Source organism: Achromobacter sp. GD03932 (genome assembly GCF_029839485.1).
Taxonomy (GTDB): Bacteria; Pseudomonadota; Gammaproteobacteria; order Burkholderiales; family Burkholderiaceae_B; genus Achromobacter; species Achromobacter bronchisepticus_A.
This window is the reverse complement of sequence record NZ_JAOCAT010000019.1, coordinates 107,776-121,644: the sequence shown is the minus strand read 5'-3', so window position 1 is coordinate 121,644 and position 13,869 is coordinate 107,776. Positions and strand designations below refer to the sequence as shown.

Here is a 13,869-nt window from a genome sequence, read left to right as displayed (position 1 = left end):
CTAGCGGGTGCAGCGGCTGGGCAGGCTCAGCGGCCACAGCCGCTGGTTGTGCGAACCATACAGCGTGCGCATGCCGCATACCATTTCCACCCGCGCCACCTGCTTGCCAGAGGCGTCGATGATCATCGACTGCTCCACCGTGGACACCACCGCGCGGCCGTTGCTGAACGGCGCGACCGCCCGGTAATCCGCGGCGATCGCCAGCTTGCCCTGCGCGTCCACGTAACCGTAGCCGCTATCGATGCCGACCGGCGCCAGGCCCTCGCGCAGCGGGCCCAGCGCGTCGAACGCGGGACCGGCCAGCGCGCCCTTGCCGTCCAGCGCGCGCATGCCGCGGTTGGACACGCGTGTTACCGCGCGGCCTTCGGAATAGGCTGACGCAAGACCCTCGACGGAGAGCCGCTTCTTGCCGTCCAGGCCGGTGTAGTCGGTCATCTCCCGGTTGCCCGCGTAGTAATGCCGCAGCAGCATGTCGGAGCCCTGCGGCCAGCGCCATTCGCCGGCGGGCAGCGCGGTCACGGTCTTGCCCTGGTCGTCGATCAGGCGCGGCCCGTCTTCGCCCGTCAGCAGGGCGCGGGCGGGCTCGCCGCGGAAGGTGCCGGCAGTGGCGGACAGCGGTGCGATCTGCCATTGTCCTTGACTGTCCAGATAGCCCTGGCGCGGCTGGCGGCGCAGCACCGTCCAGTCGCCCATGCGCACGTAGTCCGCGTCCTCCATGTCGACCGCTTCCGAGCCGTCAGGCGCAATGGTCCAGCGGTGCTTGTCGTCGCTGGCCGCAATGGCGCCGTCGCTGTCCACGCCGACCGAGAGCTTGGGCCGGAAGGCGGTCAGCGCGCGGCCTTCGGCGTTGAAGACGGCGGCGGGACGTTCGTACTCTTCCTGCTGCGGGCCGGCCTGGCGCAGCTTCCAGATCTTGGCGGCGATGCGTTCGGCGCTGTGATGGCTGGGCGGCACGATCCACTTGCCTTGCAGGTCGATGACCCCGACGCGGTCCTGGCCCAGCGAGGCGACCGCCTGGCCGTCCAGGAAAAGGCCGATGTCCTGGAACGCGGGCGCGGCGATTTCCTTGCCGGCGACGAAGTCGTACAGGCCCCAGGGCGAGCCCTCGGCCGCGGTCTTGAGGAAGCGGACCACGCCGGGGGCGACGATCTGCGCCTCGAAGAAGTCGCGGGGCAGGTCGTAGGTCTTGCCGCTGCGGTCCAGCATGCGGCTCACGCCATCGGCGTAGGCGGGCGCATAGCCATGGCGGAACGGCCCGATGTGCTGCTGCGCGGGCAGATCCATGGGCTTGCCCATGGCATCGAGCAGCAGCAGGCCCGCGGCGGTCTGGGCGGCGTAGCGCAACTGCTCCGCCTTGAGTCCTGCGGCTTCCGCATCCGCCTGCGTGTCGTAATCCTCGTCGGATCCGTCCAGCGGGATGATGCTGCGCCAGGCCGGGTCGGAGGCAATGCCGCCGTCGGCCAGCAGCAGGCCGGCGCCGTCCTCGGTGCATTGGCAGTGGTCCTGGGCCAGCAGGCCCAGCGCGCTGCCGGGTATGTCCAGCGGCAGCTCCTTGAGCGAGCGGCTCTTGGCGGCTTCCACGGTTTCGGGCTTGAGCAGCAGGCGGCCTTCATCGTTCAGCACGTTGAGCAGTTCGCCTTCCTGCTTGAACAGCCACAGCTTGCCCTGGCTGACCACCATCCTGCCGGTGTCCTTGAGCCAGGCGGGAGCCGTGTCGCCGTGCAGCCAGCTGCCCATCGGCGTCAACAGGCCAACCGGCACGCGTTCCTCGTTCGAGAACAGCACGTAGCCGTTCTGGTCCTCGGCCACGAACAGGCCCGCGCCCAGCGTCAGCGGCTCCGCGCGCCCTGGAACCAGTGCCATCTGCTTGCCGCCAGACGGGTAGACGATGGCGTCGCCGTGGCGCTGCGATTCCTGGGCCTCGGCGGACGTGAGCGTGACTACGGGCTTGCCGCCGCTGTCCAGCACGACATAGGAATTGCGGCCGAGCTCGGCGCTCCAGAATGCCTTGGTCACGGGCCTCAGGCTGCGGTAGCCCTGGTCCGCGCCCACGGGCTTGCCGTCGCGGTCCAGCAGCAGCGCATCGCCGTCGCCATAGGCGACGGCCATCGAGCCGTCTTCGCCCGGCACCGAGATATCCTGATAGTTGGGCTCGATCACCCATTTCCAGTCCCGGTCCACCAGGCCGTACCGGCCTTCCTTGTTGATGGCGATGTACAGGCCGTTGCCATAGGACTTGAAGATGCTGACATCGGCGTCGCTGTAGCGGCGTTCGCCGGTGCTGGAGCGGTACTCCGGCTTGTACTCCACCGTCGCCAGCGCCGGCACGCCCGCGCCCACGTGCAAGGACTGCACCCCTTCGTCCATCGGTTCGCCCACCGGCTGGCCCTTGCGGTCGATCAAGAGATAGCGGCCGTCCAGCACGGCCACGGTCAGGCCGATCTCGGCATAGTCCTGCACGGCGTCGTAGCGCGGCGGCACCGCCATCCGGCCTTTGGTGTCGATGAAGCCCCACTTGCCTTTCCATTTCACCGCGGCAAGGCCGTGACGGAAATCGCCCACCGCCTCGAAGATGGGCGAAATCGCCAGCCGGCCGTTCTGGTCCAGGAAGCCCCAGGCATGGCGGCGCAGCGAATGATCGCGCGGCACGCGGTCGATGTTCACCAGCGCGGACGGCAGCAGCACTGCGGCGCGCTGGTCCGCCAGCGTGCGGATGCAGCCGTTGGCGTAGGGACTGATATCGTCGTCGGCCGCGACGCTATACGGCTTCTCATCGATGCAGTACGAGTATTGCGCATGCGCCGACAGGGACGCGCCCAGCGCGGCCAGGGCGCAGGCAAGGCGGGTGGTGCGTATCGCGCGTGACTTCATGGTTGTTTCGCTTTGGCGTTGTCGGGGGCGAGTTCGAACTTGTCGGCCACGGGGCAATCCATTTTCTGCTGCGGCCAGGTAATCCTGCCCTGGTCGTCCAGGATGGTTACCGTGTCGCATACCTCGGTGAACGTGGCGATGGGCACGCCCTTGGTGTCGATGTACTGCGTGTTCCGGCCCTGATGGTTGCTGCGGACCAGCGCGCGTTCCTCGCTGAAGTTGCCGGCCCAGGTAAAGACGGGCGGAATCGCATAGCGTCCCGTCAGGTCGATATAGCCATATAGCGTGCCGGAATACTGCAGGCGGCGCGCCACCGCCAGGCCGTTGTTCAGCGGGCCCAGCGTGTCGAAGTGCGGTCCCACGATGCGCTTGCCGCTGGCATCGATGAAGCCATGCCTGCCATTGCCCGAGCGGCTGCGATAGGGCGCCACGCCTTCGTTGGCGCTGCGGTCTTCCACGCTGTAGGTGCCGTCGATGCGCGTGATCTCGCGGCCTTGCAGGTCCGTCATGATGCTGACGGAATTTTCCGAGTCGTGGAACACGATGCGCTGCATGGTTGCCAGCGGCGAGCCGTCGCCCAGCTTGCCCAGCACGGTCTTGCCGTCCTGGTCGATCACGCGGTAGCTGGATCCAGTGTAGGCGCGCGCCAGTCCCTCGGGCTGCGCGAAGAAGGGATTGAACTCGCCATAGATGGCCGGGACCTTCATGTTGCCGCGCGCGTCGATGGCGCCCTCGCGGTCGTCATGTTCGATGTAGAGCCAGTGCTGGTACAGCTCCGTGCGCTTGGCCCGGCCGTCGGAGACGCGCGTGGCGCCGCCCTGTGCGTCGAACACCATGGTTCCTCCGCTCGCCAGCGCGCCCAGGTAGCGTCCGTCCTTCAGGCGCTCCGGCTTGCCGGTCACGGGCTCGCTGGACTTGCCGGTACGCAGGTTCACCAAGCGGTAGGTGGTATCGAAAGAGCTGCGGGCGCGCTGTCCGGAAACGTTGTCCTCGACCAGCATGAGGCCGTTGCCCAGATACTCGAGCTTGTACGAGCTCTCCTGCGTGGCGGGCACCACCCATTTTCCCTCGCGGTTCATGACGCCCCAGCGATCCTGCTGCTGGACCTTGGCCCAGTCGTCTTCGAACTTCTCCATGCTTTCGTACACGGGCTTGACGGCGGGCGCGCCCTTGGCGACGTTCCAGATGCCCCAGCGGTTCTCGCGGTTTTCGTCCGGCGCGCGGTACTGGATCAGTTCGCCGTCGAAGTACCTGGCGCCGTCCAGCACCTCGGCCGGGACCGCGACGGCCTTGCCGCGGGCGTCGATCAGCTGGTCGCCGTCGCTGCGGCTGCGTCCCGAGGCCGCCTGCGCGTAGCCGCCGCGGAACGGACGGATGACGCTGTAGCGGGGCGGCACCGACCAGTTGCCGTCGGCATCGATAGCGCCATATTTGCCGTTGGCGGCGCGCACGGGCAAGGGCATGGACACGTCGTAGCTGGACATGTCCTCCCAGTCCGGGTTGGTCACGATCTTGCCCTTGGCCGTCAGGATGCCGAGAGGCTGCGTATAGTCCAGCGGCCGCAACAGGGCCAGCGGCAGGCTGTCCGCGCTGGCCCGGCCGTGGGCGGACTCGCGGGCGGAAAAAGGCCTGATGTCGTAATCCTGCAGGCGAGCGAGGGTGTCTGCGTCCAGCAGCGGCTTGCCTTCGCGCGTATAGATCTGCAGCAGGCCGCCGCCGGTGTCGGGAGCGGCATCCGCGCTCGTCGCTTGCATGGCGGCTGCGGAGGCGTCCACTGCAGCGGCTGCTACGTCCATTGCGGCAGGCGTGGCGACGTCGACGGCCACGGTCTCGGCTTCCGAGGCGGCGGCTGCTGCGGCGACCGCTTCCTGCGCGGCAACTGCGGTGTCGGCCGAGGCCTCCACCGCCTCGCCGGGGCCATCATCAGCGACCGCGGCGGCGCCGGCTGCTGCGGCATCGGCTGCCGCGGCAGCATCGACCGCCATATCCTCGGCGCGCGGAGGCAGGGATGCCGTCACCCAGGCCTGCCCGTTGCTTAGCTGCACGCGGCCATTGCGCGCGTCTATCTTGCGGAAGTTGCCGGCGGGGTCGATCAGCAGTACGGCGTCGTCATCGATCATGACGCGCCAGCCCTCGCGTTCATCCAGGCCGATGTAATTGCCCTTGAATGCATGCTGGACGCCGAGCTTGCCGTTCAACAGCAGCGCTTTGCCCGCGCCTTTCTGCTTGACCAGCCACAGCCCCGGCCCCGCCAGCTGCACGTGCTCGTAGCGCTGCTTGTGGATGGTCTTGCCGCGCGGATCGACGAACGTCCAGCCCGCGTCGCGGCTCACCGCCAGCACGTCGCCGTCGCGCAGCGCGGGTTCGCGGGCGCGCAACACGTCCGGTGCGATCGCCCAGCGGGCCTGCTCGTCCAGCAGGCCCCACCAGCCGCTGTAGCGCGAATCGCGCAACTGGGCAGGCAGGTAGCCGCCGCTGGGCGCAGCCAGCGCCATGACGCCGGCGGGCAGCGCCGTCGCCTTGCCGGTTGCAGTGTTGAACAGGCGCGGCGGCATGGGCATCTCCATCGATGCCAGCTTCTGCCCCCGTTGGAAGCCCCAGGAACGCGTGCCCAGCTCGAAGGTCTTGACGATGTTGCCCTTGCGGTCGATCAGCACGTCGTGCCCGTCTTCCTCGGCCAGCGCGGTACCCTCGGCGTTAAAGCCCGTCGCCTCGGAAAAGCGCGGCTTGATCGCCCATTGCCCTTGCGTATCGATATAGCCCCATAGCCCATCCTGGTTCACGGCGGCCAGGCCGTTCTGAAAGGACTTGGCCTCCCGGAAGGACGGCGCGATGGCCATGCGGCCTCGCTTGTCGAGATAGCCCCAGCGTCCGGCGTCGTCATCGGCCGACCCGGTCAGCACCGCGGCCAGGCCTTCATGGAAGGCCTGCTGGCATTCCAGGTTGGCGCCGTTGTATTCGTTGTAGCCAGGGGCGCACTGGTCGATCCAGTTGGACCTGGCTTGCGCCGCGCCGGGGACGGCGGGCAGGGCGGCCAGCGCCACGGCCAGCGCCAGCGGTTTGAGGGCGAGCGGGGTCTTCATCGTGCAGCGGCGCGGGGTGCAACCGCGCAAGCGTAAAGGCCGGGCTGGGCGTGCCACATGGTCGTATGCCTGCCAAGAATGATGGGAAAGGCAGCACTGTAACCAGCGTCAGCCTGCAATTGCACGGCAAATGTAACCGTAGAAAACAAACCGTTAACAACACCGCTGCCGCTGCCCGGAAAGCGCGGGTTTCAGCACTGCGATGGCATTCCCGCCATGCATGCAGCGGACAAAAAATAATCGGTTGATGCGTGCGCCCGGCGGCCCTGTAATGGACGCCGGTGCCTGCTTGCACGCAGGCGACGTTCCACTGCCGAGGTTCGCCATGCCCGTCCTGCGCAAGTCTTCACTGGATGCTTCTCAGCTGTTGCTGCTGGTCCTGGCAGGCGGCGTCATCATGGGCCTGGCGCTGGGCGTGCGCCACGTGCAGGGCCTGTTCCTGCTGCCCGTCACGATGGACCGGGGCTGGAGCCGCGAGACCTTCGCCATGGCGTTGGCGGTGCAGAACCTGACCTGGGGCGTGGCCCAGCCCTTTACCGGCATGATTGCCGACCGCTACGGCTCGGCCAAGGTGATCGCGGGCGGGCTGGTGTTCTATGCGCTGGGGCTGGTGGGCATGGCGCATGCCGCTACGCCCGCAGGGTTTCTGTGGACTGCAGGAGTATGCATAGGCATCGCGCTGTCCGGCACCGCGTTCGCCGCGATCTACGGCGCGCTCAGCCGGCTGGTGGCGCCCGAACGCCGCAGCTGGGCGCTGGGCGTGGCGGGCGCCGTGGGCGGCCTGGGCCAGTTCACCATGGTGCCGGCCGCGCAATGGCTGATCAGCGGCTGGGGCTGGGTCGCGGCCTTGCTGTCGTTCGCGCTGGCGCTGGCCGTGCTGCTGCCCTTGGCTTGGCCGCTGCGGGAGTCTCCCGGCCGGGAGCAGGGCGCGTCCGCGGGCGAGGCGGGGCTGTCCATGTCCGCAGCCATACGCGAAGCCTTTGCCCAACCTGGCTTCTGGTTGCTGAACCTGGGTTTCCTGGCCTGCGGCTTCCAGCTGGCCTTCATCGGCACGCACCTGCCCGCCTACTTGATGGACAAGGGCCTGCGCGCGTCCGACGCGGTGGCGGCGCTGGCCATCATCGCGCTGACCAACGTCATGGGCACTTATGTCTGCGGCGTCCTGGGCGGACGCCACCGCCGCAAGTACCTGCTGGCCGGCATCTACCTGCTGCGCACGGCCGCCATCGCACTGTTCGTGCTGCTGCCGCTGTCGTCATGGACCGTATACGTGTTCGCGGCGGTCATGGGCTTTGTCTGGCTGGGCACGGTGCCGCTGACCAATGGCCTGATCTCGCAGGTGTTTGGCGTGCGCTACATCACGACCCTGTTCGGCTTCGTGTTCTTCGGCCACCAGCTCGGCTCCTTCCTGGGCGTGTGGCTGGGCGGCGTGGTGTTCGAGGCCACCGGGTCCTATGACCTGATCTGGCTGGGTGCGATGGCGCTGGGCGTGTTGTCGGCGGCGCTGCACTGGCCGATAGACGACCGCGAGATTTCCCGCGTGCGCGCCGCGGGCGCGGCCGGATAGCGGGCAGCCTACGACGGGCGGCCTACAGCGGCCGGTGCTGCGTGCCCGCGCCCATGGTGATGTGCAGCATGCGACAGGGACCGGCCACCTTGAGCGTGTGCCAGATGCCCTTGGGGATCACATAGGCGTCGCCCGCCTGCATCCGCACGGCTTGCTCGCCCGTCGGCCATTCCAGCCGCAATTCCGCGGCGCCTTCGATCAGGCGCACGACCTCGTCGGCCTGCGGGTGCATTTCCCATTGCGGCCAGTCTCTCTCGAAGGCGTACTCGGACACCAGCCAGCCGAGGCCGAACCGTTCCAGTTCCTTTTCGGGTTGCGACCAGAAGGCGTTTCCGCCTTCGACGGCGGAGCAAGTGCCCGAGGCGTCCAGCAGGAGATAGTGCGACGACAGATTGGTAGTCATGTTGCGCTTCCTGGGGTGAGGGAGGTCGGGCCAGTGTAAAGCGATATCATGTGCATCTTCATCGGCTATAACAGGAGAGGGCGATGCGCCAGGGATTCGACGGGGTCAGGCCCGCGTCCGAGTCTTCCATCGAGATCGGCTTCTTCTATGAAGGCCGGCATTGCGTCGAACGCATCCGCGTCAAGCCCACCGCTGCCAACCTCAAGCGCGCCGCCGACCGGCGGGCCGCCATACTCGAGGCCATCGCGCGCGGCGAATTCGACTACGACGCCGAGTTTCCCAAGCGCGGCGGCGCGACCAAGCCATCACAGGGTTCCGCATGACGAGTGAAAAACAGCTGGACATCAACGATCTGACACCGGACGCCTTCAAGGCCTACGGCTGGATGTTGGGCAAGCCCATGCCGGACGGCAACGGCGTACCCCTGTTTTCCAACCAGGACACCGACTTCTGGCAGGAGCACCAGTTCAATACCGGCGCCGGCGGCGACGCCGAGCTGCTGTGGGTCAACTACCGCAGCCAGTCCTTTGAAATCTCCAGCCTGGAAAAGCATCTGCTGACGCAGCAGGCCATCGTGCCGCTGACGGGCGAGATCATCCAGGTCGTGGCGCGCAGCGCGGCTGACGGCAGTCCGGACCTGGCCACGCTGGCGGCATTCCGCGTGCCACAGGGGCAGGGCGTCTGCATGCGTCCGGGCTGCTGGCACGCCACGCGCGTCACGGACGAGGAAGTCACCTGCCTGATGCTGACCCGCCGGTCCACCACCGTGGACCTGATCCAGCACCTGACCACGGATGCTTCCGCCAGCGAAAGCGCCATCGTGGCGATTCCGGTCCAACGGCTCGAAGCTCAGGCTCAGGCCGCCTAAACGCTGATCTTCGCCGCGAGTCGCGGCGTATTCCCGCTTACCGGCAGGCAGGCGGGATGGCAGACTGCCGCCTCCGGTCATAGCAACCCAAGAATTCCCCCATGAGTGAAGTGTCGATCGAGGCGCTGAGACGAAATCTCGCAGCCAAGATAAAGCAGGCCACCCAAACCCCCAGTCCGCCGCCCACCCGCTGGCAGCGCCTGCGCCAGCGCTTCCTGACGCGCGATCCCAAGGCCCGCGGCCTGCGCGTCCTGACCGTGGTCACGCTGCTGTATCTCTACATCGAATTCAGCTTCAGCGCCTGGCTGCTGGACGTGATGTCCGAAAACGCCAGCAACCGCGTGGACACGGCCGAGGCATGGGGACGCCTGATTTCCGGCTTTGCGGTGGCCCTGCTGGTCTGGCCCGTCATCTTCGCGCGCACCCGCCGATGGCGGGTCACAGTGCCGTTGTTGATCGTCGTGTCGCTGGCCATCATCACCGCGGTGTATCAGGGGGAGCGCAAGCTGATCGACGCCCTGGTGGACAGCTCCACCGCCGAAAGCCGTGCCGCCGCCGTCACCGGCGCCTTGCTGCGCCAAGGGCTGGCGACCGGCACCGTCAGCGCCAGCATGCTCGATGGGCTTTGGGCCGACGAGAACGCGCAGTCGGTGGCCGGCAAGGCTTTCGTGGGCGTAGTGTCCTACATGGCCGCGCAATCCGACGCGGCGCGCCGGCAGACCATGGCGATCGCGCCCGAGGTGGTGCGCGCCGTGATCGAACAGAACGTGGGCGGGCGGGACGCGGAGTACCAGCGTTTCGTCGATAGCCAGGAAGATATCCGCGGCCGCCACAAATACTTCTACGAGCGCGGCATCCAGAACCACCAGAAAGAACTGGCGCAAATTCCGGCGCGCGCCGAGCGCGATTGGGAACGCTACCTGGACCGGCTGGACGCCAAGAACCGCAAGTGGGGTCGCGCCCGCCTGCGCGACCGCAGCGGCGAGCTGGTGCCCGGCTTCGTGGCGCCGCGCGTGCGGGACGAAGTGCGCAAGATGGGACTGGACGTGCCAGACTCCTGGCGCACCGGCGATAAGGCCTACTTCGTGCGCCTGGCGCAGCAGAAGTACCGCAAGCAGATGAACGAGGCGCTGCAACGCGAACTGGAAGGCATGCCGCCCAACCTGGGGCTGGAGGCGTTTGCCGCGCATCCGGTCGTGCAGAAGAAATGGCGCGCGGGGTTGGGCTATCCGGACAAGGTGGCGCGCCTGACGCTGGCCGTGATCTCGGCGGATGAATTCAACAAGCGCTACTACCAGCCGGTGCTGGCCGGTCGCACCATGGACCGCCTGCAGGACTACCGCAGCCAGGCCCGCGACTACGGCGCCGGCGGCAAGCGCGAGGCCGAAGGCAGGAAGGCCTATGAAGCCATGATCGCACCCGTGTTCGCCCTGACGCTGTCGCTGCTGGGCGCGCTGGTCCACATCGGCAAGACCGGCCTGCTGCTCGCGCAGCTTGCGAGCGGCTGGCGCTTCAGGAGTCCGCTGCTCAAGGCGGGGGCGCTGCTGGCCGCGGTGCTGCTGGTCTGCCTGCTGGCGCGCGTGGCCATCAGCACGCCGCTGACCTCGCATCCCACCTATCAGGCTTGGACGCAGGCCGGCGGCGGGCAACCCGTGCTGACGGCGGTGCTGGACACCATGATCAAGATGCAGTCCTTGGCCTACCCTGTGTTCGACGTGGCCAGACAGGGGCTGGAGTTCGTGGCGGGCAAGGCGTCCCGCTAGGCAGGGCGGGCCGTGCCCGTCGTCAGTCCGCCTCGCTGTATTCGTAGCCCAGGCGGGCGAACAGCGGCCACTTGTTGCGGTAGTTGGCTGTCCAGCACATGCCGTAGTAGGCCTCGAATGGTTCGTCCACCGTGCGGACCTGGATCCGCACGGCGGCCTCGGCGTCCGCGGGGCTGAAAGCCTGGCCCGGTTTCGGATACAGATCGCCCTCCCATATCGGCCTGCCGCAATGGGCGCAAAAGTTGGTCCATTGCCCCTGGTTGTCGGGGTTTTGGCGGTAGCCGGGAGACAGCGCCTGCATGGTCTGCGTCACGGTGGGCGACAGTAGCCAGGTCTGGGAAATCAGCGCGGGGTCGGCAATATCCAGCCATTGCGGCGGGCTGAACAGCCATGTGCTGAATGCAGCGGGGCTCAGCCCGGGGCTGTCGGCATCGGCTTCATCCAGCTCGATGTCGGCTTCGGTGCATTGGTGGCCGGGCGGCACGGCCAGGGCGTGCACCGGCGTTTCTTCGCCGCATCGCGTGCACGTATGCGCCGCCTGCAGCACGAAGTAAGAGGACGCGCGTATGTTCATCTGCGGGTATTCCGCGGCCGTATCTAGCGTATGCATGGGCTGGTGCTGTTCCTGTTCGGGCTCGCCGTTTCTTCTACATCGCCGGGAAATATGCCAGAATTCCCCGGAATTTACGCTTTGAATGCGATGCCGGCCGCATGGGCGTCGCCAACCTCACGCAGTGTTGTGTTGGAGCACCGGATGCGCGATAGCCAGAGTAGCACTGGATTTTCCACCAAGGGCCGCAGCGTCGGTCCGGCGCTGATGTTGGCGCGCCTGGCCGTTGCGGCCGCGCTGGCGGGCGGACTGGCGGGATGCGTATTCAACTCCCACGATGCGAGTGGCTCGCAATCGGTCGGCATCGACGGCGTCACGGCGCAGCAGGCGCGCGGCATCGCCCGCGAGGCCTATCTCTACGGCACGCCCATGGTTGCAAGCTACCAGACCATGCATGCTTTCAGCATCGACAAGAACAACCCTCAGTACAAAGGTCCGTTCAATACCGTCAACAACGTCGCGCGGGTTTTCACGCCTGAAGATACCGCCTTCGTCACGCCCAACGCCGATACACCGTATACCTTCGCGGTCCTGGACCTGCGGACCGAGCCCGTGGTCATCACCGTGCCCGCCATGGAGCCGCGCCGCTACTTCGTGCTGCAGCTGATGGACCTGTACACCTACAACTTCGCCTACATCGGCAGCCGCAGCACGGGCAATGGCGGCGGCCGGTTCCTGGTTGCCGGCCCGCGCTGGAAGGGCAAGGCGCCGGCCGGCATAACCAAGGTGATCAGGTCGGAGACCGACCTGGTCAATCTGGTCGGGCGCACGCAACTCTTTAACGCGGGCGACCTGCCCAACGTCAAGCGCATCCAGTCGCGCTACAAGATCCAGACGCTGTCCGCCTACCGCAAGCAGCGCGCGCCCGAGCCGGCGCCGGCGGTGGACTGGATAGCGCCCGAGCCTCCCGCGCAGATGCGCAGTTCGCTGGAGTTCTACAACCAGCTTGCCTTCCTGCTGCAGTTCGCGCCGGCCCATCCTTCGGAACAATCGTTGCGCGAACGTTTTTCCAGCATCGGCCTGGAACCGGGCCAGGAGTTCGACTTCAATAGCATGAATCCCGCATTGCGCCGCGCCTTGCAGGAAGGCATGCACGACGGCCAGAACGACATCGACAAGAACCGCGAGGTCCTGAACGGCAAGACCGACCGGTTGTTCGGCGACCGCAACACACTGAAGAACGATTACCTCGCGCGTGCCACCGGCACGCAGGTCGGCATCGGCGGCAACAGCCGCGAGGAAGCGCTTTATCCCGTGCTGGAGAACGACAGCACAGGCCAGCCGCTGGACGGCCGCAACCAATACACCTTACGCTTCGCCCCGCGCAGCCTGCCGCCCGTCAATGCATTCTGGTCCATGACCATGTATCGCCTGCCCGAACAGTTGTTGGCATCCAATCCGCTCAAGCGTTACCTGATCAATTCGTCCATGCTGCCGTCGCTCAAGCGCGACCGCGATGGCGGCATCACGATCTACATCCAGCCGGAGTCGCCAGGCAAGGGCAAGGAGTCCAACTGGCTGCCCGCGCCGGCCGGGCCCTTCATGGTCACGTTGCGGTACTACTGGCCCAAGCCCGCGCTGCTGGAAGGCAAATGGACTTCGCCGCAGATTGAACGGGTCCGGCAGGCGCCGCAGGCCAGGCCCGCGCTGTCCCCGCTCCAGGTTCGACACTAGCGGCGGTCTGGGCTACAAGAAGGCCTCGCGCAGGCCGGCCATCGACGCCCGGCCGGGCGCAGTCGGGCAACCGACCACCCAGGGAGGCTCGCGCCGCATGAAGCGCAATTTCAATATTCACGACCTGCGCATTTTCTACGCGGTGGTCATGACCGGATCGACCCGGCAGGCTGCGCAGTCCATGCACCTGACGCAGCCGGCGGTCAGTCACGCGATATCCCGCCTGGAAGGCGCGACCGGCGTGCAGCTGTTCGACCGGTCCCACAAGACCTTGCGCCCCACCGAGGCCGGCCAGTACCTCTACAGCGAGGCCAAATTCGTGCTGGATGAACTGGTCCGCATCGACGAGGCCCTGCACAGCATTGAACAATTCGGCGGGCGCGGCCTGCGCATCGCGTCTTCGCCCGCGCTGGCGCTGGGTTACGCGCCCGACGCGGTGCGGCGCTACCTGGACGCCAACGGCACCCGGCCTTTTTCCATAGATATCGAATCATCCGTGCAGGCCATCAGCGCGGTCGAAACCATGCGCGCGGACTTCGGCCTGGGCGCGGTGGAACGCGACAGCGCCCGCCTGGCGTTCACGCCGTTCCTGCGAGCCGACGTCATGGCCATCGCGCATCGCGATCATCCCTTGGCGGCGCGCGACACCATCGCGGCGGCCGATATTCCGCCAGACACCTACGTGAAACCCTTGTGGTCCGACTATGTAGTGGCCCAGGGCGACATCGCGGACACGCTGTTGCTGAGCTCCGGCATGCGGGCGCACATGTCTCTGCTGCCGGGCACGGTGCGGGCGGTCCGGGGCATCAGCCTGGTCAATGCGCTGTCCGCCTGGGACATCGTGATGGCGTATCCCGATCTGGTGGCCCGGCCTCTGGCCTCGCGGCAGTGGTTCGATTTCTACCTCATCACCCGCAAGGAAGAGCGCGGCCAGGACCTGGCCGCGCGGTTGCTGGACGCCCTGCGCGCCACGGCGCAGGACCGCCGCCAGGGCGTCTATGCCCATACGGTCCAGTTGCTGGAGTAGGCC

10 protein-coding genes are annotated in these 13,869 nt (G+C 67.1%); 6 read left to right on the top strand and 4 right to left on the bottom strand.

Annotation, left to right across the window (positions count from 1 at the left end):
* Positions 1-2,871: a WG repeat-containing protein gene (locus N5C88_RS18740; protein ID WP_280015967.1), complete on the bottom strand. Its 2,871-nt coding sequence runs from the start codon at positions 2,869-2,871 to the stop codon at positions 1-3.
* Positions 2,868-5,954, bottom strand: a complete 3,087-nt coding sequence (locus N5C88_RS18735) for a WG repeat-containing protein (protein WP_280015966.1) — start codon at positions 5,952-5,954, stop codon at positions 2,868-2,870. Before N5C88_RS18735 ends, N5C88_RS18740 begins: the two co-directional genes overlap by 4 nt.
* A 325-nt stretch (positions 5,955-6,279) precedes the next feature.
* Here N5C88_RS18735 and N5C88_RS18730 point away from each other — a divergent pair, with 325 nt between their 5' ends.
* Entirely contained in the window at positions 6,280-7,521 is a 1,242-nt protein-coding gene (locus N5C88_RS18730; protein ID WP_059373963.1) for an MFS transporter, read from the top strand.
* Positions 7,522-7,543: 22 nt separating this feature from the next.
* Here N5C88_RS18730 and N5C88_RS18725 read toward each other — a convergent pair whose 3' ends face one another.
* Positions 7,544-7,924, bottom strand: a complete 381-nt coding sequence (locus N5C88_RS18725) for a cupin domain-containing protein (RefSeq protein ID WP_059373962.1) — start codon at positions 7,922-7,924, stop codon at positions 7,544-7,546.
* An 83-nt stretch (positions 7,925-8,007) separates the two neighbouring features.
* Between N5C88_RS18725 and N5C88_RS18720 the strand changes: the two genes are divergently transcribed.
* The 3 genes from N5C88_RS18720 to N5C88_RS18710 all read left to right on the top strand — a co-directional run bounded on the left by N5C88_RS18720 (position 8,008) and on the right by N5C88_RS18710 (position 10,555).
* Positions 8,008-8,247 carry a DUF3596 domain-containing protein gene (locus N5C88_RS18720; protein ID WP_059373961.1) on the top strand — a complete coding sequence of 80 codons (240 nt, stop codon included), beginning with the start codon at positions 8,008-8,010 and terminating at the stop codon, positions 8,245-8,247.
* The gene (locus N5C88_RS18715) at positions 8,244-8,792 is read left to right on the top strand and encodes an ureidoglycolate lyase (RefSeq protein WP_059373960.1); all 549 of its coding nucleotides are present in this window, start codon (positions 8,244-8,246) and stop codon (positions 8,790-8,792) included. Before N5C88_RS18720 ends, N5C88_RS18715 begins: the two co-directional genes overlap by 4 nt.
* A gap of 101 nt (positions 8,793-8,893) precedes the next feature.
* A complete protein-coding gene (locus tag N5C88_RS18710; protein ID WP_059373959.1) occupies positions 8,894-10,555 on the top strand; it encodes a hypothetical protein in 1,662 nt (553 codons plus the stop codon).
* A 22-nt stretch (positions 10,556-10,577) separates the two neighbouring features.
* On the opposite strand, the gene N5C88_RS18705 is transcribed toward N5C88_RS18710, so the two are convergent.
* Entirely contained in the window at positions 10,578-11,165 is a 588-nt protein-coding gene (locus N5C88_RS18705; RefSeq protein WP_251878859.1) for a hypothetical protein, read from the bottom strand.
* Between the two features lie 144 nt (positions 11,166-11,309).
* Between N5C88_RS18705 and N5C88_RS18700 the strand changes: the two genes are divergently transcribed.
* Together N5C88_RS18700 and N5C88_RS18695 are read left to right on the top strand one after the other, a co-directional pair.
* Entirely contained in the window at positions 11,310-12,839 is a 1,530-nt protein-coding gene (locus N5C88_RS18700) for a DUF1254 domain-containing protein (protein ID WP_280015964.1), read from the top strand.
* 97 nt (positions 12,840-12,936) lie between these two features.
* Positions 12,937-13,866, top strand: a complete 930-nt coding sequence (locus N5C88_RS18695) for a LysR family transcriptional regulator (RefSeq protein WP_118931467.1) — start codon at positions 12,937-12,939, stop codon at positions 13,864-13,866.
* Positions 13,867-13,869 lie beyond the last annotated feature (3 nt).